General features: G+C 70.1%; 17 protein-coding genes. 9 read left to right on the top strand and 8 right to left on the bottom strand.

Annotated elements, in window-relative coordinates; all coding sequences use genetic code 11:
- Window positions 1–24: 24 nt before the first annotated feature.
- Window positions 25–1,467 carry a diguanylate cyclase domain-containing protein gene (locus tag LPC04_RS10650; RefSeq protein WP_275682196.1) on the bottom strand — a complete coding sequence of 481 codons (1,443 nt, stop codon included), beginning with the start codon at window positions 1,465–1,467 and terminating at the stop codon, window positions 25–27.
- A 336-nt stretch (window positions 1,468–1,803) separates the two neighbouring features.
- Between LPC04_RS10650 and LPC04_RS10645 the strand changes: the two genes are divergently transcribed.
- The 4 genes from LPC04_RS10645 (at window position 1,804) to LPC04_RS10630 (ending at window position 7,979) form a co-directional block, all read left to right on the top strand.
- A complete protein-coding gene (locus tag LPC04_RS10645; RefSeq protein ID WP_275682195.1) occupies window positions 1,804–2,037 on the top strand; it encodes a DUF2630 family protein in 234 nt (77 codons plus the stop codon).
- A 134-nt stretch (window positions 2,038–2,171) separates the two neighbouring features.
- Window positions 2,172–2,369 (top strand): hypothetical protein, encoded by a 198-nt coding sequence (locus LPC04_RS10640; protein WP_275682194.1) that lies wholly within the window; start codon window positions 2,172–2,174, stop codon window positions 2,367–2,369.
- 127 nt (window positions 2,370–2,496) lie between these two features.
- Window positions 2,497–4,281, top strand: a complete 1,785-nt coding sequence (locus LPC04_RS10635) for an ABC transporter ATP-binding protein (RefSeq protein WP_275682193.1) — start codon at window positions 2,497–2,499, stop codon at window positions 4,279–4,281.
- A gap of 146 nt (window positions 4,282–4,427) precedes the next feature.
- Window positions 4,428–7,979, top strand: a complete 3,552-nt coding sequence (locus LPC04_RS10630; RefSeq protein WP_275682192.1) for an alpha-1,6-glucosidase domain-containing protein — start codon at window positions 4,428–4,430, stop codon at window positions 7,977–7,979.
- A gap of 48 nt (window positions 7,980–8,027) precedes the next feature.
- Here the strand turns inward: LPC04_RS10630 and LPC04_RS10625 are convergent, their stop codons facing one another.
- From LPC04_RS10625 to LPC04_RS10615, 3 genes are all read right to left on the bottom strand, one after another.
- Window positions 8,028–8,573, bottom strand: a complete 546-nt coding sequence (locus tag LPC04_RS10625; RefSeq protein ID WP_275682191.1) for an NADPH-dependent FMN reductase — start codon at window positions 8,571–8,573, stop codon at window positions 8,028–8,030.
- A 47-nt stretch (window positions 8,574–8,620) separates the two neighbouring features.
- Complete coding sequence (locus LPC04_RS10620) at window positions 8,621–11,884, bottom strand: PAS domain S-box protein (protein WP_275682190.1); 3,264 nt, start codon at window positions 11,882–11,884, stop codon at window positions 8,621–8,623.
- Between the two features lie 104 nt (window positions 11,885–11,988).
- The gene (locus LPC04_RS10615) at window positions 11,989–13,038 is read right to left on the bottom strand and encodes an NADP-dependent oxidoreductase (protein WP_275682189.1); all 1,050 of its coding nucleotides are present in this window, start codon (window positions 13,036–13,038) and stop codon (window positions 11,989–11,991) included.
- Between the two features lie 97 nt (window positions 13,039–13,135).
- Here LPC04_RS10615 and LPC04_RS10610 point away from each other — a divergent pair, with 97 nt between their 5' ends.
- The 3 genes from LPC04_RS10610 to LPC04_RS10600 all read left to right on the top strand — a co-directional run bounded on the left by LPC04_RS10610 (window position 13,136) and on the right by LPC04_RS10600 (window position 15,758).
- Window positions 13,136–14,044, top strand: a complete 909-nt coding sequence (locus LPC04_RS10610; protein ID WP_275682188.1) for a LysR family transcriptional regulator — start codon at window positions 13,136–13,138, stop codon at window positions 14,042–14,044.
- 66 nt (window positions 14,045–14,110) lie between these two features.
- Window positions 14,111–14,677 carry a tetratricopeptide repeat protein gene (locus LPC04_RS10605; protein WP_275682187.1) on the top strand — a complete coding sequence of 189 codons (567 nt, stop codon included), beginning with the start codon at window positions 14,111–14,113 and terminating at the stop codon, window positions 14,675–14,677.
- Between the two features lie 7 nt (window positions 14,678–14,684).
- Entirely contained in the window at window positions 14,685–15,758 is a 1,074-nt protein-coding gene (locus LPC04_RS10600; protein WP_275682186.1) for a cytochrome-c peroxidase, read from the top strand.
- Between the two features lie 16 nt (window positions 15,759–15,774).
- On the opposite strand, the gene LPC04_RS10595 is transcribed toward LPC04_RS10600, so the two are convergent.
- Entirely contained in the window at window positions 15,775–16,068 is a 294-nt protein-coding gene (locus LPC04_RS10595) for a hypothetical protein (protein WP_275682185.1), read from the bottom strand.
- Between the two features lie 82 nt (window positions 16,069–16,150).
- On the opposite strand from LPC04_RS10595, the gene LPC04_RS10590 reads away from it, so the two are divergent.
- Window positions 16,151–17,455, top strand: coding sequence for an NRAMP family divalent metal transporter (locus LPC04_RS10590; RefSeq protein ID WP_275682184.1), 1,305 nt, complete (start codon window positions 16,151–16,153; stop codon window positions 17,453–17,455).
- A 72-nt stretch (window positions 17,456–17,527) separates the two neighbouring features.
- Here the strand turns inward: LPC04_RS10590 and LPC04_RS10585 are convergent, their stop codons facing one another.
- Entirely contained in the window at window positions 17,528–17,890 is a 363-nt protein-coding gene (locus LPC04_RS10585; protein WP_275682183.1) for a hypothetical protein, read from the bottom strand.
- Window positions 17,891–17,953: 63 nt separating this feature from the next.
- Window positions 17,954–18,223 carry a GlsB/YeaQ/YmgE family stress response membrane protein gene (locus tag LPC04_RS10580; RefSeq protein WP_275682182.1) on the bottom strand — a complete coding sequence of 90 codons (270 nt, stop codon included), beginning with the start codon at window positions 18,221–18,223 and terminating at the stop codon, window positions 17,954–17,956.
- Between the two features lie 297 nt (window positions 18,224–18,520).
- On the opposite strand from LPC04_RS10580, the gene LPC04_RS10575 reads away from it, so the two are divergent.
- The gene (locus LPC04_RS10575) at window positions 18,521–19,966 is read left to right on the top strand and encodes a sigma-54-dependent transcriptional regulator (RefSeq protein ID WP_275682181.1); all 1,446 of its coding nucleotides are present in this window, start codon (window positions 18,521–18,523) and stop codon (window positions 19,964–19,966) included.
- Window positions 19,967–20,025: 59 nt separating this feature from the next.
- On the opposite strand, the gene LPC04_RS10570 is transcribed toward LPC04_RS10575, so the two are convergent.
- A complete protein-coding gene (locus LPC04_RS10570; protein ID WP_275682180.1) occupies window positions 20,026–20,235 on the bottom strand; it encodes a YMGG-like glycine zipper-containing protein in 210 nt (69 codons plus the stop codon).
- Between the last annotated feature and the right edge of the window lie 43 nt (window positions 20,236–20,278).

Here is a 20,278-nt window from a genome sequence, read left to right as displayed (position 1 = left end):
AATGACGTCGCACCGATTGTGGACTCAGTCCAGCAGCTCCGCATCCGACATGAATGCCGACACGCCCTCGACCTCGTCGTGATTGTGCTTGGCGTGATACATCGCGTGGTCGGCCTCGCGCAGGAAACGCGAGGCGTCGGCCGGCGGCTTGTACAGGCTGATGCCGATGCTCGCGCGCAGCCGCAGCTTGTGGACGTCCAGCGGCGGCTTCATCGCCTCGATGATCTTGTCGGCGATCGCGCGCGCCTGCTCCAGCGAGACGACGCCCTCGGCAAGCACTGTGAACTCGTCGCCGCCCAGGCGCGCGACGGTGTCGCCCTTGCGCACGCAGCCCTCGAGGCGGCGCGCGAAGGCATGCAACGCGAGGTCGCCGACGTGGTGGCCGTGGACGTCGTTGATCTCCTTGAAGCCGTCGAGGTCGAGGAACAGCAGTGCGAGCGGTGGCCCCCCGCGCGCGTGACGCGAGACGGCCTTCTCGAGCGCCTCCATGAAGCCGCGCCGGTTGGCCAGGCCCGTGAGGCCGTCGCTGAGCGCCATCGAGCGCAGCTTGGCCTCGAACTGGCGCCGTTCCGAGACGTCGTGGCCGAAGGCCGTCAGCTCCCAGTGGCCGGCGACGCGGGTCGCGGTCAGGCTCACCTCGACCGACAGCAGGCGCCCCGCGCGGTCGACCGCCTGCAGCGTGACGCGCTGCTGTGCGTCCTCCAGCCGCTCGGAGGTCGCGTAGCGCGTGACGACGCTGGCGATCTCGGCGCGCATCGCGGGCGGCACGATGAGGTCGGCCACCGGCTGGCCGATGGTCTCGATCGGCGACCAGCCGAACAGCCGCTCCGCCGCGCGGTTCCATTGCGACACGCGGCCGTGCTCGTCGATGGAGATGACGGCGTCGTGCGCGTGCTCCAGCAGCGCGCGCATGCGCTCCTCGCTCGTGCGCAAGCGCGCCTCGGCCTCGTTGCGGGCGTCGAGCGCGGCCTTCTTGGCGAGCGCCGCGACGATGGCGCTGGCCATCAGCTGCAGCATCTGGACGTCGCCGTCGTCGAACGCCTGCGGCCGTTCGGAGAACACCTTCAGCACGCCGACGGTGGCCGTGCCCTGGCGCAGCGGCGCGAAGATCATCGAACGGACGCCGAGGATGCGGCAGGTCGCGCGGTCGACGCGCTCGTCGGCTTCCGAATCATCGCAGCGCTGGACGGCGCCGGTGCGGACGCACTGGCCCGACAGGCTGGTGGCGTTGGCGATGCGCAGGCCCAGGTGGCCGGCCAAGGCGCCGCTGGCACGGCGGACGACGGTGTGCTGGTCGTCGACGAAGTCGACCGAAGCGCCGTGGGCCTGCGTGAGCTCGCGCAGCTTGTCGATGACCAGCTGCATGAACGGGTTCAGCGCCAGATCGGCCTGAACCAGCAGCGCTTGCGTCTGGATAATGCGTTCGAGCCGATCGAGACGCTCGATCCGCTGTGCAGCTGCCACCATGGAAGTTCCCTCGTGTCGGATCGCGCGACATGTGGCCTGCGCTAGCGGCCGCCTCGCGCGGCTGTCTGCACAGACTCATCTCGGTTCGATGACTCGAACTCGAATCCGGCAGTATGCGTTGGCGCCGCGGGGCTGTCCACGGGGTTGGCACTTCGAAATGGCGAAGAGCGCCCTCATGAAAACCCTAGCTCGGCGGGTCGCCGCATGACCCTGCCGCCAGGACGTGACGCCGCGATGACGCATGCTCCGGGTGACGCCCGCCGCCGAGGAGCGTAAATTGCTCGCGCGGCTCGATGCGTCCGCACCCGCGGACGCCCTGCCTACCCAGGAGCCAACATGGAAGACCAGACCATTCTCGATCGCATCACCGCGCTCGTCGACGAGGAACATCGCCTGCGCGAAGGCGCTCCGGCGCCGGAGGCGAACGCCGATCGCCTCAAGAGCGTCGCCGAGCAGCTCGACCAGTGCTGGGACCTGCTGCGCCAGCGCCGCGCCAAGCGCGAGTTCGGCGCCGACCCCGAGACCGCCAAGCCGCGCGACATCGGCACCGTCGAAAACTACACGAACTGACCTCCGGCGCCCGCTGCGTGAAGCTCGTTCACGTTGCGGGAATGCGTGTTGCCGCTTCTCGATACGACCTCCGAACGTCTTCGAAGGCCGTCTCCACCGGAGAACGGCGGGGCAACCCAACCAAGGAGCAACACGTGCAAAAGAATCCGAACCAGCAAGGCGGCCAGGACAGCAAGCTGACCCCCAGCGGCGGCTCGAACAAGCAGCAGAGCCAGTCGGGCGGCAGCCGCGACCAGCAAGGCAGCAACATCAAGTCCGACCCGGGCCAGGCGCAGAGCCGGGACGTGCAGCAAGGCGGTGACAACAGCAACCGCTCGAACAAGCAGCGATGACATCGCGGGCCGCCAGCCCGCCCCCTCCTCCTAGCCAGAACGGCCGGCCTGCCCGGCCGTATCTCATGGCGCGGCCGATTCGGCTATGGTGTCCGCCGACGCACCCTTCAGCGAAACGGACGCCCTCGTGCCCTCTTCCCGAAATCCCGTGGACGCCGGTCTCTATCGTGGCGTCTGGCGCTACGCCAAGGGCACGCGCGTCGCGATGCTGCTGTCGATGGGGCTGCTGGCCACGTCGCAGGTCGTGCGGCTCGCGGTGCCCTGGCTGGCCGCGCAGGCCATCGATGCCTTGCAGAAAGGCGGCCCCGACAACCTCCGGCGCGCGCTCGCCTGGGTCGCGGGCGTGATGGCCGCGTCGATCGCGGCGTGGATGCTGCACGGGCCCGGGCGCGTGCTCGAGCGCCGCGTGGGCCTGCGCGTGCGCGAGTCGCTGTCCGACGAGCTCTACACGCGACTGACCGCCGCGCCGCTGAGCTGGCACGAGGGCCACCATTCGAGCGACATGCAGCAACGCGTGCGGCAGTCGACGCTGGCGCTGTACGACTTCTCGGCCAACCAGTTCCTCTACCTGCAGTGCATCGTCGGGCTGGTCGGGCCGCTGTTCGCGCTGGCGGCGCTGTCGACCGGCATCGGGCTGGCTGCGTTCGTCATGTTCGCGGCGCTGGCGATCGCCAGCATGCGCATCGATCGCACGCTGATCCGCAATTCGATGGAGGAACTCGCGGCCGAACGCCGCTACAGCGCAGGCATGGCCGACTTCCTGCGCCACATCGGCACGGTGCTGAGCCTGCGCCTGCAGGCCGCGTCGCGCCGCCTGCTGCACCAGCGGCTGCAGCGCGTGTTCGTGCCGCTCGCGCGCAACATCGTGGTCAACGAGGCCAAGTGGTGCATGGTCGATCTCGTCAGCACGCTGACGACCTGGGCGCTGGTGGTGGCGTATGTCTTCCTGCAGAGCCGCCAGGGCGCGGGCACCATCGCGATCGGCGCCGTGTTCATGGTGCAGCAATACGCGGGACGCACCGCCACCGTCGCCACCGACATGACCGCGCACCTGCAGAGCCTGTCGCGCACGCGCGCCGACTACGCCAGCGCGCGGCCGATCTTCGACGCTCCCGCCAGCGAGCCCGTGGCGCCCCTGCCGGCGCAGTGGCAGCGCATCGTCGTGCGCGACATCGCGTTCCGCCATGCGACGGCCGCGCCCGAGTCCCCGCCGCTGGGCCTGGACGAGCTCGCGCTGCGGCGCGGCGAGCGCATCGCGCTGGTGGGCGGCAGCGGCTCCGGCAAGAGCACGCTGATGCGTGTCCTCGCCGGCCTCTACTCGGCGCCGGGCACCGTCGTCGAGGTCGATGGGCGGATACAGCCTGGGGTACACAATCTCGCGGCGCTGGCGACGCTGATCCCGCAGGAAGCCGACGTCTTCGAGGGCAGCGTGCGCGAGAACCTCGACTTCGGCACCGCCTTGCCCGAGGCCACGCTCGCGGCGGCGATGCGCGGCAGCGCGTTCGACGACGTGCTGTCCGGGCTCGACGGCGGCCTCGAGTTCGCCGTCGCCGAGCGCGGCAGCAACCTGTCGGGCGGCCAGCGCCAGCGGCTGTGCCTGGCGCGCGGCGCGCTGGCCGCGGCGAGCAGCTCGATCGTGTTCCTCGACGAGCCCACCGGCGCGCTTGACCCGATCACCGAGGCGCGCATCCACCACGCACTGGCCGACACCTTTCCTTCGGCCTGCATCGTCGCCTCGGTGCACCGCATGAGCCTGCTCGCGCACTTCGACCGCATCGGCCTGATGGACGCCGGGCGGCTGGTCGACATCGGCCCGCTCGCCCAGCTGCGCGAGCGCCAGCCCGCGTTCGAACGCCTGCTCGCGGGCATGGCGCACGACACCGCGCCGCCGGTCGGCGATCGCGCTGCCTGAGCGCCGAATCAGACTACAACGAGAATGTAGTTACCAATCTTCTCAAGGGAAAGCACTCTTATTTGTTGTAGTTTGCCTTCATTACGATGCCTCAATACCGGAGCGATGCCTTTGGCATGAGGCTCCGGCAGCACAACGGAGACATCATGAACGCAAGTTGGATGACAACATGGCGCCGCGCGCGCCATGTGCTTGTCGGGGCCGTCGCGGCCCTCGTGCTGGCCGCCTGCGGCGGCGACGATGGCGGCGGAACGCCCCCGCCCGTCACGCCGCCGACCGTCGACCCGAACCTGGCCGACGGCAACTCCACCAACCTGCGCCTGGTGCTCAACGCCGTGCCGCCCGCGGTCGCGCCGTCCTCGCCCGCAGGTGGCGCGACGTCGCTGCGCATCCACTACAAGCGCACGGACGCCAGCTACGCCGGCTGGCAGATGTACACGTGGGGCTCCGCCAGTTCTCCGACCTGGCCCGACGGATGGGATCCGGACGGCACCGACGCGTTCGGCGTGTACTTCGACGCCAAGCTGACCGCCTCCACCGGCAACGTCGGCTACATCTTCCACAACGGCAACACCAAGGACGACGGCGGCGCCGACCAGGGCTACACGCTGCAGCCGGGCGCCAACGAGATCTGGCGCATCCAGGACGACCTGACCGTCTACACGAGCAACCCCGACGGCGCCACGGCCCCCGACATCGCCACCGTGCGCGTGCACTACCTGCGCTACGCCAACGACTACTCGACATGGGGCCTGCACCTGTGGGGCGGCAGCGGGCTGGACACCACGCGCATGGGCAGCATCGCGTACGGCGACTGGAACAACCCGACGCCGTTCAGCGCGATGCCCGACTACGCGCTGGCGCCGACCGAGGTCACCTTCGACATCCCGGTGGTCAACCCGACGACCACGCCGGGCGCGAACACGCTGCAATTCATCATCCACGGCATGCCGCCCAATGTCGACGACAAGGACGGCCGGCCCGACAACATCGTCGTCAGCTACGCCAATCTCAAGATCGCCAGCCAGGTCGGCGAGATCTGGATGGTGCAAGGCGACCCGACGGTCTACACGAGCGTGCCCGACACGCGTTCCGTGTCGACCACCGACCAGCGCGCCGTCTGGCTCACGAGCAAGCTCGTGCAATGGCCGAACGTCTCGAGCGGCAACACCGTCAAGCTGTACTGGTCGAACACCGGGCAGATCGTCGCGTCGCTGGGCGTGCCCGTCACGGGCGCGGACGGCTCGATCACGCTGGACGATTTCACGGGCACGATCCCGTCGGATGTCGCGACCCGCTTCAAGTGGGTCGGCTCCGGCAGCGTCTACACGGTGCGCGACGCCGACGTCTCCAAGCTCGCGGCGCTGCACAAGGCGCAGGTCGTGATCGTGCAGGAGGACATCGGCGGCAACGCGCAGAACGGCACGACGGCGCAGATCGCCGGCGCGATGGACGACCTCTACGCCGCGGCCACGACGGCCTCGCTGGGCGCGTCGGTCTCCGCCGGCACCACGACGTACAGGCTGTGGGCGCCGACCGCGCAGAGCGTGATGCTGTACCGCTACGCCTCGGGCACGTCGGACGCGACCAATGCCGACCCGATGGCCTTCGACGCCACGACCGGCATCTGGAGCGTCACCATTGCTTCCGACACCAGCGGCAGCTACTACCGCTTCGGCGTCAAGGTGTTCGTGCGCGGCGTGGGCCTGGTGCGCAACCTCGTCACCGATCCGTATTCGCTGACGCTGGCGGCCGACAGCGTGCGCAGCGAGGTCGTCAACCTCGACGACGCCCGCACCAAACCGAGCGGCTGGGACGCCAGCACGCCGCCGGCGACGGTGTCGACCGCCACCGACCAGACGATCTACGAGCTGCACGTCCGCGATTTCTCGGCCAACGACGCCACCGTCCCCGCCGCCCACCGCGGCAAGTACCTGGCGTTCACGGACACCGGCTCGAACGGCATGAAGCACCTGGCCGCGCTGGCCGCCGCGGGGCTGACCGATGTCCACCTGATGCCCATGTTCGACTTCTCGAGCGTGCCCGAGACCGGCTGCACGACGCCGTCGCCCAGCGGCGCGCCCGACGCCCAGACGCAGCAGGCCGCCGTCGCCGCGACGCAGGCCACCGACTGCTTCAACTGGGGCTACGACCCGTACCACTTCAACGCGCCCGAAGGCAGCTACGCGAGCTCGGTCGACGACGGCCTCACGCGCGTGATGGAGTTCCGCAGCATGATCCAGTCGCTCAATGCCGCGGGCCTGCGCGTGGGCATGGACGTCGTCTTCAACCACACGACCTCCTCGGGCCAGAACGACCACTCGGTGCTCGACGAGATCGTGCCGGGCTACTACTACCGCTACGGCACCCAAGGCCAGCAGCTGACCGATTCGTGCTGCGCGGACACGGCCGCCGAGAACCACATGATGGGCAAGCTGGCGCAGGACTCGGTCGTCCTGTGGGCGCGCGAGTACCACGTCAGCTCGTTCCGCTACGACATCATGAGCTTCATCCCGCGCGACGTGCTGGCCGCGCTGCAGACCAAGGTCGACGCCGCCGTGGGCCGCCACGTCGAGATGCTGGGCGAGGGCTTCAACTTCGGCACCGTGGCCAACGGCGCGCGCTTCGTGCAGTCCAGCATGGGCAGCCTGGACGGCACCGGCATCGGCTCGTTCAACCCCTACCTGCGCGACGCGGCGCGCGGCGGCAGCGGCTTCGACACGGGCAACGCGATGATCGCCAACCAGGGCTTCCTCAACGGCCAGTTCTACGACCCGAACGGCCAGGGCACGGCCGCGGTCGGCGACCTCATGTGGGCCGGCGACGTCATCAAGGCCGGCATGGCGGGCTCGATCGCCGGCTACACGCTGACCACCAGCTGGGACGCGCAGCTGCCGCTCTCGCAGATCAGCGACGGCGGCAGCCCGCTGGGCTTCGCGGCGGCGCCGTCGGAGTCGGTCACCTACGTCGAGAACCACGACAACCAGACGCTGTTCGACAACGACCAGTACAAGTTGCCGCTGGCGACCTCGCTGGACGACCGTGCCCGCGTGCAGATGCTGGGGGCCGCGATCGTGTCGTTCGGCCAGGGCGTGGCCTACTACCACGCGGGCGTCGACACGCTGCGCAGCAAGTCGCTGGACAAGAACAGCTACGACGCCGGCGACTGGTTCAACAGGCTGGACTGGAGCTACGCCGACGACAACTTCGGCGTCGGCCTGCCGCTGCAGTCGACCAACGGCAGCGACTGGCCGGTGCAGCAACCCCTGCTGGCCAACGCGGCGATCAAGCCGACGGCCACGCAGATCGCCTGGGCGCGCGACCAATTCCGCGACCTGCTGCGCATCCGCAAGAGCACCTCGCTGCTGCACATGGCCAACGCGGCGGACATCAAGGCGCGCCTCAAGTTCTGGAACACCGGCTCCGCGCAGGTGCCGACCGTGATCGTGGGCGACCTGGACGGCAGCGGCGGCTACGCCGGCGCGAACTTCCAGGAGGTGACCTACTTCATCAACGTCGACAAGCAGGCGCACCCGATCGCGATCCCCGCGCTCGCCTCGCGCAACTTCGTGCTGCACCCGGTGCACCTGGCCGCCGGCGCGGCAGACACGCGCGCCGCGCAGGCCAGCTACGACGCGGCGACGGGCACCTTCACGATCCCGCCGCGCACGGCGGTGGTGTTCGTCGTGCCGCAGTGATCTCCTGAGGCATGTGGGCTGGGCCTCGCCGCTTGCGGGGCCGTTTTTTCAGGCGTGGCGCTTCACGAACGCCAGGTAGGCGTCCATCCAGCCCTGCATCAGCCTGGTCGTGGACTCGGCCAGCTTGCCGTCGCCCGTGAACAGGCCTTCCTTGTGCTGGATGAAGATCTCGGGCTGGCCCAGCGTGGGCACGTCGAGGTAGGCCAGCACGTTGCGCAGGTGCTGCTGCGCCATCGCGGTGCCGGCCGCGCCGATGGACACGCCCAGCACGCCGGCCGGCTTGCCCTTCCACGCGCTCTGGCCGTAGGGCCGCGACGCGTGGTCGATCGCGTTCTTCAGCACGCCAGGCATGGAACGGTTGTATTCCGGGGTGACGAAGATCAGCCCGCTGGCCGCGGCGATCTCGCCCTTGAGCCGCTTGACGGACTCGGCCGGCGTCGCGTCGTCGTCCTGGTTGTAGGGCGGCAGGTCGTCGATGCGCAGTTGCGTGAACTCGACGCCGGATGCCAGCCCGGGCAGCGCGTCGGCCAGCTTGCGATTGAACGAGTCCTTGCGGAGGCTGCCGACGATGACGGCGATGCGGGTCTGGGCCATGAGGAACTCCTCGAAACGCGAAGCTCGTCTTGCGGCAAGACGCGTTCCTAGCGCGCGGCAAGCTGCAACGGCTCCAGCCCCAGCCGCTGGCCGCCGGCCAGCACCCAGTGGACCACCGCGCCGAGTTCCTCCAGCGTGTACTGCTTGTGCACCAGCGCGCGCACGCCCGCGTGGCGGGCCTCGCTCTGCAACTGGTCCGGCAGGTTGCCGGAGCTGATGATCACCGGCAGGTCGGCGCGCAGGTGTTGCAGCGCGCGGGCGACGTCCAGGCCGGACAGCTCGGGCATGTTGAGGTCCGTGACCACCACGTCGAACGCCTGCGGCGCCGCGCGCACCACCTCGATCGCGCGCGCCGGGTCGCCCAGGCAGGTGACCGAGTAGCCCAGGCGTTCGAGCAGCCGCTGCACCATCACTACCATCACGTCGTCGTCGTCGATGTAGAGCACGTTCTCGCCGTGGCCGCGATGCGCCGTGGCCAGCGGCAGTCCGCGCCCGGCGGCGGCCGTGCTGGCGGAGCGCGGCAGGTAGATCTCGAAGGTGCTGCCCTCGCCTGGCGCGGTCTGCACGCGGATCACGCCGCCGTGCGCGGCGACGATGCCGTGGGCCACCGCCAGCCCGAGCCCGGTGCCTTCGCCCACCGGCTTGGTCGTGAAGAAGGGCTCGAAGATGCGCGCCCTCGTCTCGGCGTCCATGCCGCGGCCGTTGTCCGCGACGCTCAGGCGCGCGTAGGCGCCCGGCGTCAGGCCCGCGCCGAGATGGCGCGCCGCATTGGCGTCGAGCTCGACGGCGTCCAGCGCCACGTCGACCCGTCCCGGCTTGCCACCCAGCGAATGCCAGGCGTTGGTGCACAGGTTCATCAACACCTGCTCGACCTGGGTGGCATCGGCCATCACGAACAGCGGCTCGGCGTGCAGCGACGCCTCCAGCGTGACGCCCGCGGGCAGCGTGGAGCGCAGGAGCGCGACGCAGTCCTCCACCAGCGGCCGCAGCTCGCAGCTGACCACCGCGCGCGGCTGGCGGCGCGCGAAGGCGAGGATCTGCTGCACGAGGCCGCGCCCGCGCATTCCGCCCTTGCGGATCTGCTCCAGGCTGGCCGCGGCGGGGTGGTCGGGCGGCAGGTCCTGGATCGCCAGCGCCACGTTGCCGAGGATGCCGGCCAGCACGTTGTTGAAGTCGTGCGCGATGCCGCCGGCGAGCACGCCGATCGCCTCCATCTTCTGCGCCTCGCGCAACTGGGCCTCCAGCTCGAGGCGCACGGTCTGGGCGCGCCGCTGCTCGGTGATGTCGCGCCCGACGCCGCGGTAGCCCGTGAAGCGGCCGTGCTCGTCGAACACGGGCTCGCCGCTGACGCTGACGGTGTGCAGCTCGCCGTCGTCGCCGCGATGCGTGATCTCGAAATCGCGGAACGGCTCGTGCGCCTCGAGCTGGCGGCGATGGTTGTCCCAGTCGGCCTCCTCCATGTTCTCGCTGGCCGCCTCCCACGGCCGCTGGCCATAGCCGCGGCGCAGGCCGACATTGTGGTCGTACGCGCGCCCGCCCACGACCTTGGTGAGCCGGAACTCCTCGTCGTGTTCCCAGTACCAGTCCGACGACAGCATCGTCAACGAGCGGAAGCGTTCCTCGCTCTCGCGCAGCGCCTCCTCGGCGCGGCGGCGCTCCGTGATGTCGGTGACCATCGCGAGCGCGCCCTCGTAGCGGCCGTCGGCGTCGAACGCCGCGCTGGTGCTCATCGCCGTCCACAGGTCGCTGCCGTCCTTGCGCGTGAGCCGGAAGTCGTGCTGTTCCGAGATGCCCTGCTCGCGCCGGCGCACGTTCTCGCGCGCGTCGGCCTTGGCGCGCTCGTCCATGAAGTCGTACATGGAGCGGCCCATCATCTCCGCCGCGGTGTAGCCCAGCATGCTGGCCATCTTCGGGTTGACGAAGGTGGTGGCGGTCGCCGCATCGATCATCCAGATGCCCTCCTCGGCCGTCTGCACGATGCGCCGGTAGCGCTCCTCGCTGAGCTGCAGCGCCTGCTGCTGCTGCATGCGCTGCGTGATGTCGCGCATGAAGGCGCCGAAGACGCGGCTGCCGTCGATCTGCATGTCGCTGAAGGAGATCTCCACCGGGATCTCGCGGCCGTCGCGATGGCGCGCGACGATCTCCACCGCCCGCCAGTCGAGCTTGCGCGTGCCGGTCGCGAGATAGCGCGCGAAGCCCAGGCGATGCGCCTCGCGCATTCGTTCGGGCTGCAGCATCGTCAGCGGCTGCCCGACGACCTCCTCGGGCCGGTAGCCCAGCACCTGCAGGATGGCCGGATTGGCGAAGCGGATCAGGTTGCTCTCGCTGACCATCAGCACCACATCGGTCGACGTCTGCCACAGCAGGCGGTCGCGCTTGGCGCTCTCGAGCACGAGGCGCTCGGCGAGCCGGTTCTCGGTGATGTCCTGCAGCGTGCCGCGCAGGCGCACGACCCGCCCTTGCGCATTGCGCACGGGCTCGCAGGCGGCGCTCAGCCAGCGCGTCCGGCCGTCCGGCGCGACGTGGCGAAACTCCGTCTTCATCGGGACGTGCTCGTAGAACGCGCGCCGCACCACGGCGTCGAACTCGGGCCGCTCGGCCTCGGGCATGCTGGCGCTGAACTGCGCCGCCGTGATCGGACCGTCGGCGGGATCGCGGTCGAACAGCTCGTAGAGCGCGGCCGACCAGGCCGTCAGGCCCGTGTCGACGTCGATGTCCCAGCTTCCCAGCCGCGCCAGGCGCTGCGCCTGCCGCAGCATCGCCTCGGACTCGCCGAGCTCCGCCGCCAGGTCGACGGCGTGCTCGCGCTCCTGCTGCAGCAGCATGCGCTTGTTGCGCGCCTGCAGCAGGCTCTCGACCATGCCTGCGAGGTCGACCAGGATGGCGCGCTGGTCGTCGCTGAGCCGGCGCGGCCGCGAGTCGAGGACGCACACGGTGCCCAGCACGAGGCCGTCGAACAGCACCGGCACGCCGACGTAGGAGCGGATCGCGCGCGGCCCGCGCACGAACGGGTTGTCCGTGAAGCGCGCGTCCTGCGTCGCATCGCGGATCTCGACCAGCCCGGTGCCGTCCAGCGTGCTGGTGCAGAAGCTATCGCGCATCGAGGCCACCGTGGCCTGCGTGCCAACGCGCGAGCGGATGAACTGGCGGTCGCCGGCGATGAAGGTGATCATCGCGATCTCTGCGCCCGTGACGACCGCGGCGATGCGGCTCAGCCGGTCGAGCGCCGCATCGGGCTCGGCGCACAGCAGGTCCAGCGCGCGGAGCAGGTCGAGGCGGCGGGTATCGTCGGCGATTCGGGTGGAGTCCATCCTGGAGGCCGGAGTGTTGGGCCCAGGATAGCGCCGATGCTCGTCCGCGGCGAGTCGGTGTTGCTACCCATGATCGGGCAGCCGTACCCCCGCCCGGTATTTCCTCAGACTTCGACTAGCAGCTTGCCGCGATGGTCGCCCGTGAACAGCTGGTTCAGCGTCGCCGGCAGCTTGTCGAAGCCGTGGACGACGGTCTCCTCGAACACGATCTCGCCGCGCTGCACCCACGGGCCGGTGATGCGGATCATCTCGTCCATCCGGTGCAGGTAGTCGCGCGCCAGCATGCCCTGGATCGTGGCGCGCTGGTACAGCATGTGGTGCAGGAAGCGCGGGCCCAGCTCGGGCACGTCCAGGCCGCCCGAGTACTGGCTGATCGTGCCGCAGATCACGATGCGCGCTCGCCGGTTGATGATGGGGATGATGGCGTCGGTGATCCAGCCGCCGACGTTGTCGAAGTAGACGTCGACGCCGCCGGTGCGCTGCTTGATCGCCGCGGACAGCGCGTCCGCAGACTCGAAGGCCTTGTAGTCCAGCGCCCAGTCCAGCCCCAGCGTGCCGGTGAGCCAGTCGCACTTCGCGGCGCCGCCGGCGATGCCCAGCACGCGGCAGCCGTGGCGCTTGGCGAACTGCGCCACCAGCGAGCCGACGGCGCCGGCCGCGCCGGAGACGACGACGACCTCGCCCGCATGCGGCCGCCCCGATTCGGTCAGGCCGAACCAGGCGGTGCGTCCCGGCATGCCCAGCACGCCGAGTGCAGTGCTGACCGGCGCCAGCGCCGGGTCGAGCTTGCGCAGCGCGCCCTGGTGCACGCGCGCGTGCGTCTGCCAGCCCATCATGCCCTCGACCCAGTCGCCCGGCGCGAACGCCGCCGACTTCGACGCCACCACCTGGCCCACGGCGCCGGCGGTCTGCACGGTGTCCAGCGCATGCGGCAACTCGTTGTAGGTCGGCTTGAGCGACTGGTTGATGCGCATGTAGGGATCTACCGACACGTAGCGCATGCGCACCAGCGCCTCGCCGTCCGACAGCTCCAGCGACAGCGGCGCCTCGACGAGCTCGTAGTGCTCCGGCCCGACGACGCCCGCCGGATGGCGGCGATAGAGCCAGCGGCGGTGGATCTCGGCGGTGCTGGCGGGAACGAATGGGGTGGACATGAGGCGGACTCCGGCTTGCAGGATGGCCGGATCATGAAGCCTGGCAAGATTCCAGTAAAGCAATCAAAATGCACAGATCGTTGCGCCGCAGGCACTCATGGAATTCTCCGATCTTCGCCTTTTCGTCACCGCGACCCGCCACAGGACGCTGCTCGAAGCCGCCGGCGAGCTCAACCTGACGCCGTCGGCCGTGTCGCGCGCCATCCGCCGGCTCGAGGACGCCCTGCACGCGCCCTTGTTCGACCGCGCCGGCAAGTCGCTGCGGCTCAATGCCGCCGGCCAGCGGCTGCGCGAACGGGCGCTGGCGTTGCTGGCGCTGGCCGAGCAGACCCGCGCGGAGTTCGAGGGCGCCGACTTCGGCGTGCGTTGCCGCATCGCCGCACCGCCGCTGCTGCAGTGGCGCTTCGGCGCCGCGATCGCGGCGGCGCTGTCGGCGCGCTGGCGCGATTCGAGCCTGGCGCTGCGCCCGGCGTGGGAAGACGACGCGCTGGCGGCGCTCGCGCGCGGCGAGGTCGACTTCGCGATCGTCACCGACGAGCCGCTGCGCAACGCGCGCGCCGCCTCCGGCTTCGAGGCGATCGCGCTCGGCGCGTTGACGATGCAGGTCGCCGCCGGCCCGACGCATCCGCTGGCGCTCAAGGCGCGCGGCGGCAGCGCCCGCGCGTCGTCCGCCCGCGTGCTCGCGCACGATTTCGCCTGCCCGAGCCGCTCGATGCTGGGCGGCCAGCCGCGCGGCACGCGCGCCGACGGCTGGCGCGACGACCAGCTGCCGCGCCGCATCCGCTACTGGATCGACGACCTGCAGGTGCTGCTGAGCCTCGTGCGCCAGGGCCACGCGCTGGCCTACCTGCCTGCGTTCGCGCTGAAGGAAAGCGGGCTCGTGCAGGTCCGCGTCTCCGACTGCCCGTTCACGTGCGTGGAGCAGGCGCACCTGGTCTGGCGGCCGGTGGCGGCGGCGGGCTGGCAGGCCACGCTGGTCGACGCGATGCGCGTGCCCGATGCCTGAGTGAACCGCCGCGGGCGGCGCCGGCATCCACCTCGGACACCGCCACAACGTCCAGAGGAGTTCCTCATGCCATCGCTTTCGCATCCATTCGCCCGCCTGTCCTTCGTGTTGCTGCTGGCCGCCGGCTTCGCGGCCCCCGCATTCGCCTCCGGCGGTGGCGGGGGTGGGGGCGGCGGAGGCGGAGGCGGCGGTGGTGGGGGCGGCGGGATGACCACGCTGAGCAACGGCCAGCTGTCCTCGGTCGATCCGGAATACAGCCAGGCCGTCGACGAGATCCACGCCGAGCACTTCCCGCAGGCGATCACGCTGCTCGAGTCCTACATCTCGCGCAGCCCGGAGCACGATCACGACGCCGACGCGCACAACTGGCTCGGCTACGCCTATCGCAGGTCCGGCAACCTCGACGCCGCCTTCCTGAACTACGACAAGGCCCTCGCGATCAACCCGAAGCATCGCGGCGCGCACGAGTACATGGGCGAGGCCTACCTGATGACCGGCAACATCGCGCAGGCCGAGGAGCACCTGAAGGCGCTCGACAAGCTCTGCTTCACGCCGTGCTCGGAGTACTCGGCGCTCAAGCGCGCGGTCGCCAGCTGGAAGTCCGCGCATGCGGAGACGGTGGGCAGCAAGTAGCCGGGCGATGCGACGCTCGCTGGCTGCGGCGGCCGGTGCCCTGCTCGCCGGCGCGGTGCTGGTCGCGCTGCTGGTGCTCGCGGGCAACACGCCGGCGGCCGCCACTGACGCCGCGGCGCTGACGCCCTCCGAGCGCGCCGCGATCCTCGCGCTCGGCCCGTGGCCGCCCGCGCCGGTTCGCGACGCCGCCAATCCCGCGTCAGGCAGTCCGGAGGGCATCGCGTTCGGCGAAGCGCTGTTCCACAGCCCGCGCCTGTCGCCGACCGGCCTGCGCTGCGCCAGCTGCCACGAGCCGTGGCGCCACTTCGCCGACGGCCGCGTCGTCGCCCAGGGCGTGGCCGCCGGCTCGCGCAATACGCCCAGCCTGCTCGACGCCGCGCGCCATCGCCGCTACGGCTGGGACGGCGCGCGCGACCAGCTCTGGCAGCAGAGCCTGCGGCCGCTGCAGGATCCGCGCGAGATGCCCGCGGACGCGGCGCAGGTCGCGGCCCTGATCCGGAGCGACGCCGCGCTTTCGGCCCGGCATGCCCGCATCTTCGGTGCGCCGCCCGGTACGGACGACGAGCGCGTGCTGCGCGAGGTCGGCCTCGCGCTGTCCGCCTATGTCGAGACCCTCGCGACGCCGCGCGCGCCTTTCGACGACTGGCGCGACCGCCTCGCCGGCGCCGGCATCGAACCGGCGACGTCCGACGCATTCCCCGCCGCCGCCCGCCGCGGACTGCGGCTGTTCGTCGGTCGCGCCGGGTGCTCGGCCTGCCACGCCGGCCCGACCTTGGGCGACGACGCGTTCCACGTCTCGCTGGTGCATTCGATGACCGCGCCCGGCGTGCTCGACCCCGGCCACGCCGGCGAGCCGGCGAACCGGTTCCGCACGCCGGGGCTGCGCGACGTCGCGGCCACCGGCCCCTGGTTCCACGACGGCAGCGCCGCGCGCCTGTGCGACGCGGTGCAGCCCCACGCCGCCGATCCTGGCCTGGAACCGCCGCTGCTGACGGCGCTCGAACGACGCGACCTCGTCGCATTCCTGCGCACGCTTTCCGCGGATCCACCAGCCGACGAATCCTCCCGTGCCTGCGACTAGGTGCGACGGCCGACGCTCAATCGAACGTCAAGCCCAGGATCGGCACGAGCAGCACGGCCCAGGTCAGCGCGGTCGCATAAGGGATCAGTGCCAGCCGGCGCGCCTTCTCGGGTCGGTCGCGCCACTCCCGCTTTCGAAGGCGAAGCGCGATCAGCGCCGAGAGCACCAGCGGGATGGCAGCCGCCATCAGCGTGTGTCGGGCCAGATCCAGGCGATCGCGATGGAAATCGGACGTGACGGTCAGCCCGATCGCCACGAATGCCATCAGCATCGCCGCGCCGGCGAGAACCCGGTGGGTCAGCCAGTTCATCTCGTGCTCCCCTTTTCGCGCATGCTCATTGCAACCCCGAGTGTGACCTGAACGCCCGGCACGGCCATTGCCGTGGCGCGGCATGAAGCCCATCGCCGCCGCCGTCCCGAACACACGTTCCGCAGGCGACGGCGACGGCAAGAAGAAGGGCCTCGCCGCCCTCGTCGGCCCCGGCCTGCTCACCGGCGCGTCCGACGACGACCCCAGCGGCATCGGCACCTATTCGCAGGTCGGCGCGCAGTTCGGCACCGGCATGCTGTGGACGATGGTGTTCTCGTACCCGTTGATGGTGGCGGCGCAGCTGATCTGCGCGCGCATCGGGCGCGTCACCGGCAAGGGCCTGGCCGGCAACCTGCGCGAGCACTATCCGCGCTGGGCGCTGTATCCGCTGGTGTTGCTGCTGCTGGTGGCCAACACCATCAACATCGGCGCCGACCTCGGCGCCATGGGCGCGGCCGTGCGCCTGCTGCTGCCCGGCGAGGCCGGCTGGTACACGGTGGCCTTCGGCCTGCTGTCGGTCGTGCTCGAGGTGATGGTGCCGTACCACCGCTACGTTCACGTGCTCAAGTGGCTGACGCTGGCGCTGTTCGCCTACCTGGCCATCGGCTTCTTCGTGAAGATCCCGTGGGGCCAGGTGCTGCACGACACCTTCCTGCCGAAGCTCTCGTTCGACAAGGCCGCCGTCACCGCGATCGTCGCGATCTTCGGCACGACGATCAGCCCGTACCTGTTCTTCTGGCAGGCCTCGCAGGAGGTCGAGGACCTCGATGCCTGCGACGAGGACAAGCCGCTGCTCGAGGCGCCGCACCAGGCGACCGAGCAGCTGCACCGCATCGGCGTCGATACCTACCTGGGCATGGGCGCGTCCAACGTCGTCGCCTTCTTCATCATCCTGACGACCGCCGCCACGCTGCACGCGCACGGCGTGCACGACATCGAGAGCGCCGCCCAGACCGCGCAGGCGCTCAAGCCGGTGGCGGGTCAGTTCGCGTCGGCGCTGTTCGCTATGGGTATCGTCGGCACCGGCCTCCTCGCGGTGCCGGTGCTCGCGGGCAGCGCGGCCTACGCCGTGGGCGAGACGATGCAGTGGAAGAGCAGCCTCGAGAGCAAGCCGGGCAAGGCCCGCGGCTTCTACGCCGTCATCGCGGTCGCCACCCTCGTGGGCACCGCGATGAACTTCGTGCACGTCAACCCGATCAAGGCGCTGTTCTGGACGGCGGTGATCAACGGCGTGATCGCGGTGCCGATGCTGGCAGCGGTGATGCTCGTGGCCGCCAAGCAAAAGGCGATGGGCAGGTTCGCGATATCGGGAACGCTGCGCACGATGGGCTGGATCACCACGGCCGTCATGGCGGCCTGCGTCGTCGGCATGGCCGTCACCGCCTGAACGTGAAAGCGGCCCGCCCCTTGCAGGGCGAGCCGCGAGCGAGGACGCTGTCCAGGCGCCAACGCAGGAACTTCAGCGAATGGAATCGTCGCCGGCGCGTTCGGTCTCGTCGATCGTGTCGTCGTCGTCGGGGCCGAGGCCGGCCTCCGCGGGCGCGAGGCTGTCGCGCGCGAGATCGATGTCGGGGTCGCCGTCGACGACGCGCTCGGCGTCGCGATCGGCGTCCAGCGCCTCCTGGCTCGGGATCACCGACTCGCGCGCCACTTCGCGCGCCGCATCGAGATAGATGTCGCCCTTGCCGGACTTGGGTTGATCGGAGCGCTCGCCGGGCAGGTCGGCCCGGTCCTGGCGCGCCATGACGTCGTCGACGCCACCGGATTCGCGGTCGATGTCGTCGAGCGGATCGGCGGCGGGTCGGATGGAGGGTGCGGGCATGGGGGTCTCCAGTGGAAAGCTGTTGCTACCGTCTGGTTCGGCAACCCATATGCCACCTGCGACTCAACGGCGTCGACTGCGCACGACGCTCAACAGCGCCAGCGAGATGATCGCGCCCACGAGCGCGACCGACAGCGCGCCGAAGTCGAGCACCTTCGGGTCGCCCGCGTGCAGCCCGAAGTACGGCGCGACGATCCAGCCGGCGATCAGCGCCCCCAGCACGCCCACCAGCACGTTGACGAACACGCTCTGGTCGTCGTTGCCCCGCATCAGCAGTCCGGAGACCAGTCCGACGAACGCGCCGACGACCAGCCAGATGACGATGTGCAGCATGACGAAAAGTTCCTTTGCGGGTGAGCAATTGTTCAGTGAACGCCGGGCGTCGCCAGCTCGACGGCAATCTCCATTCCCGAGCAGCTGCACCCCTGGACCGTAGGTGAACATCCCCCAGCGGTCGAGCTATCGTCTGACAAGCGTCTCGCTCGACCATGTGCAGAATCACCTCTGACTCGGCGTATCCTTCACTGGACTTCAGCCGACGCCGGGCGGTGCCCCCGAGGGTTGAGGGAACGCCCGCCGAGCCCCTGCCCTCGCGGCAAGCCGACCGACCGCCAGAAGAAACTGACTGCCATGACCCATGCGCTGATCGTCGAAGACGACGCCGACTCCGCCGAGACGATGGCGGCCCTGATCTCCGCCCAGGGCTTCACCGTCGCCATCGCCAGGACGATGCGGGACGCCCGCCGCCAGATCGTGCTTCAACTGCCCGACCTGGTGCTGCTGGATCTGCAACTGCCCGACGGCAGCGGCATGGACCTGTTCCAGGATGCCCAGCTCGTCGCCAATTCCGAGATCGTACTGATCACCGGCCACGCCAGCCTCGAGAGCTCGATCCAGGCGCTGCGCATGGGGGCGGCCGACTACCTCGTCAAGCCGATCAACATGAAGCAGCTGCAGGGCATCCTGTCGCGCGTCATGCGGCCGTCCGCGATCCAGGCCGAGCTGGCCTCGCTGACCGCCGAATGGGAGGCGTCCGGGCATTTCGGCCATCTGTGGGGACGTTCGGCGCCGATGCGGCGCATCTACGAGCAGATCTCGCGCGTTGCCGTCACCGCCGTGTCAGTATTCATCACCGGCGAGAGCGGAACCGGCAAGGAGGTCGTCGCGCAAACGGTGCATGACCTCAGCCGCCGCCGCAAGCATCCATTCCTGGCCGTCAACTGCGGCGCGATCTCGCCCAACCTGATCGAGAGCGAGATCTTCGGCCACGAGAAAGGCAGCTTCACCGGCGCCGATCGCCAACACCAGGGCTTCTTCGAGCGCGCCCACGGCGGCACGCTGTTCCTCGACGAGATCACCGAGATGCCGCTGGAGCTACAGGTCAAGCTGCTGCGCGTGCTCGAGACGGGCATGTTCATGCGCGTCGGCTCGACCGTCGCGCAGGAGACCGATGTCCGCGTCATCGCCGCCACCAACCGCCCGCCGGAGCTCGCCGTGTCCTCGGGCAAGCTGCGCGAAGACCTGCTGTACCGACTGAACGTCTTCCCGATCGAGCTGCCGCCGCTGCGCGACCGTTCGGAGGACGTGCCGTTGCTGGCACAGCACTTCCTGACGGCCATCTGCGAGCGCGAAGGCACCTCCAAGAACTTCACGCCCGGTGCGCTGACCCGCCTGACCGCCTACCGCTGGCCCGGCAACGTGCGCGAGCTGCGCAACGTGGTCCAGCGCGCCTACGTGATGGCCTCGGGCAACTCGATCAACGAGGAATGGCTGCCCGACGATCCGCACGGGGCCAACAGCGCCTATTCGACGACCCTCACGCCGCGCAGCGCTGCGCCGTCGTCTGCCCCTGCAACTGCGCCGGCCGCATCGTCCGCCAGCGGCGGGCCGTCGATCACGATCCCGATCGGCACCTCGATGGCCGAGGCCGAGCGCCAGCTGATCCTGGCCACGCTGGAGCACTTCAACCAGCAGAAGGAACGCACGGCCGCCGCGCTGGGCGTGAGCCTGAAGACGCTCTACAACCGGCTGAAGGAATACGCCGCGGACAAGGTCGTCGACGTCACGCCGGAGTGATCCGGCCTCCGTCAAGAAGAACGGCACCCGCGGGTGCCGTTTCTTCTGGTCAGGAGCGATCAGCGCTTGATCTGGTTGCCGATCACGCCGCCGGCCGCGGCGCCGACCGCGGCGCCTTCAGGCGTGCCGGTCAGCACGGCGCCGGCGACGCCGCCGACGCCCGCGCCAACGGCGGTGCTGTGTTCGCGCGGCGTCATGTCGGAGCAGGCGCCCAGGGTGGCGACGAGGGCCAGGCCGGCGATCATGGAGTGGATTCGGGTGGAGGTCATGGTCAGTTCCTTGTGGGTGGCGGGCGACGGCCCGATGCCCCGA

It is taken from the genome of Scleromatobacter humisilvae (assembly GCF_023231945.1).
In the GTDB taxonomy this organism is placed as follows: Bacteria; Pseudomonadota; Gammaproteobacteria; order Burkholderiales; family Burkholderiaceae_C; genus Scleromatobacter; species Scleromatobacter humisilvae.
This window is presented reverse-complemented; position numbering and strand designations above follow the sequence as displayed.

What these genes read in the sequence shown, in the direction of transcription:
- LPC04_RS10650 (WP_275682196.1), bottom strand. Translation starts at nt 1,467, where the DNA reads ATGGTGGCAGCTGCACAGCGGATCGAGCGTCTCGATCGGCTCGAACGC.
- LPC04_RS10645 (WP_275682195.1), top strand. Translation starts at nt 1,804, where the DNA reads ATGGAAGACCAGACCATTCTCGATCGCATCACCGCGCTCGTCGACGAG.
- LPC04_RS10630 (WP_275682192.1), top strand. Translation starts at nt 4,428, where the DNA reads ATGAACGCAAGTTGGATGACAACATGGCGCCGCGCGCGCCATGTGCTT.
- LPC04_RS10625 (WP_275682191.1), bottom strand. Translation starts at nt 8,573, where the DNA reads ATGGCCCAGACCCGCATCGCCGTCATCGTCGGCAGCCTCCGCAAGGAC.
- LPC04_RS10620 (WP_275682190.1), bottom strand. Translation starts at nt 11,884, where the DNA reads ATGGACTCCACCCGAATCGCCGACGATACCCGCCGCCTCGACCTGCTC.
- LPC04_RS10615 (WP_275682189.1), bottom strand. Translation starts at nt 13,038, where the DNA reads ATGTCCACCCCATTCGTTCCCGCCAGCACCGCCGAGATCCACCGCCGC.
- LPC04_RS10610 (WP_275682188.1), top strand. Translation starts at nt 13,136, where the DNA reads ATGGAATTCTCCGATCTTCGCCTTTTCGTCACCGCGACCCGCCACAGG.
- LPC04_RS10605 (WP_275682187.1), top strand. Translation starts at nt 14,111, where the DNA reads ATGCCATCGCTTTCGCATCCATTCGCCCGCCTGTCCTTCGTGTTGCTG.
- LPC04_RS10600 (WP_275682186.1), top strand. Translation starts at nt 14,685, where the DNA reads ATGCGACGCTCGCTGGCTGCGGCGGCCGGTGCCCTGCTCGCCGGCGCG.
- LPC04_RS10595 (WP_275682185.1), bottom strand. Translation starts at nt 16,068, where the DNA reads ATGAACTGGCTGACCCACCGGGTTCTCGCCGGCGCGGCGATGCTGATG.
- LPC04_RS10590 (WP_275682184.1), top strand. Translation starts at nt 16,151, where the DNA reads ATGAAGCCCATCGCCGCCGCCGTCCCGAACACACGTTCCGCAGGCGAC.
- LPC04_RS10585 (WP_275682183.1), bottom strand. Translation starts at nt 17,890, where the DNA reads ATGCCCGCACCCTCCATCCGACCCGCCGCCGATCCGCTCGACGACATC.
- LPC04_RS10580 (WP_275682182.1), bottom strand. Translation starts at nt 18,223, where the DNA reads ATGCTGCACATCGTCATCTGGCTGGTCGTCGGCGCGTTCGTCGGACTG.
- LPC04_RS10575 (WP_275682181.1), top strand. Translation starts at nt 18,521, where the DNA reads ATGACCCATGCGCTGATCGTCGAAGACGACGCCGACTCCGCCGAGACG.
- LPC04_RS10570 (WP_275682180.1), bottom strand. Translation starts at nt 20,235, where the DNA reads ATGACCTCCACCCGAATCCACTCCATGATCGCCGGCCTGGCCCTCGTC.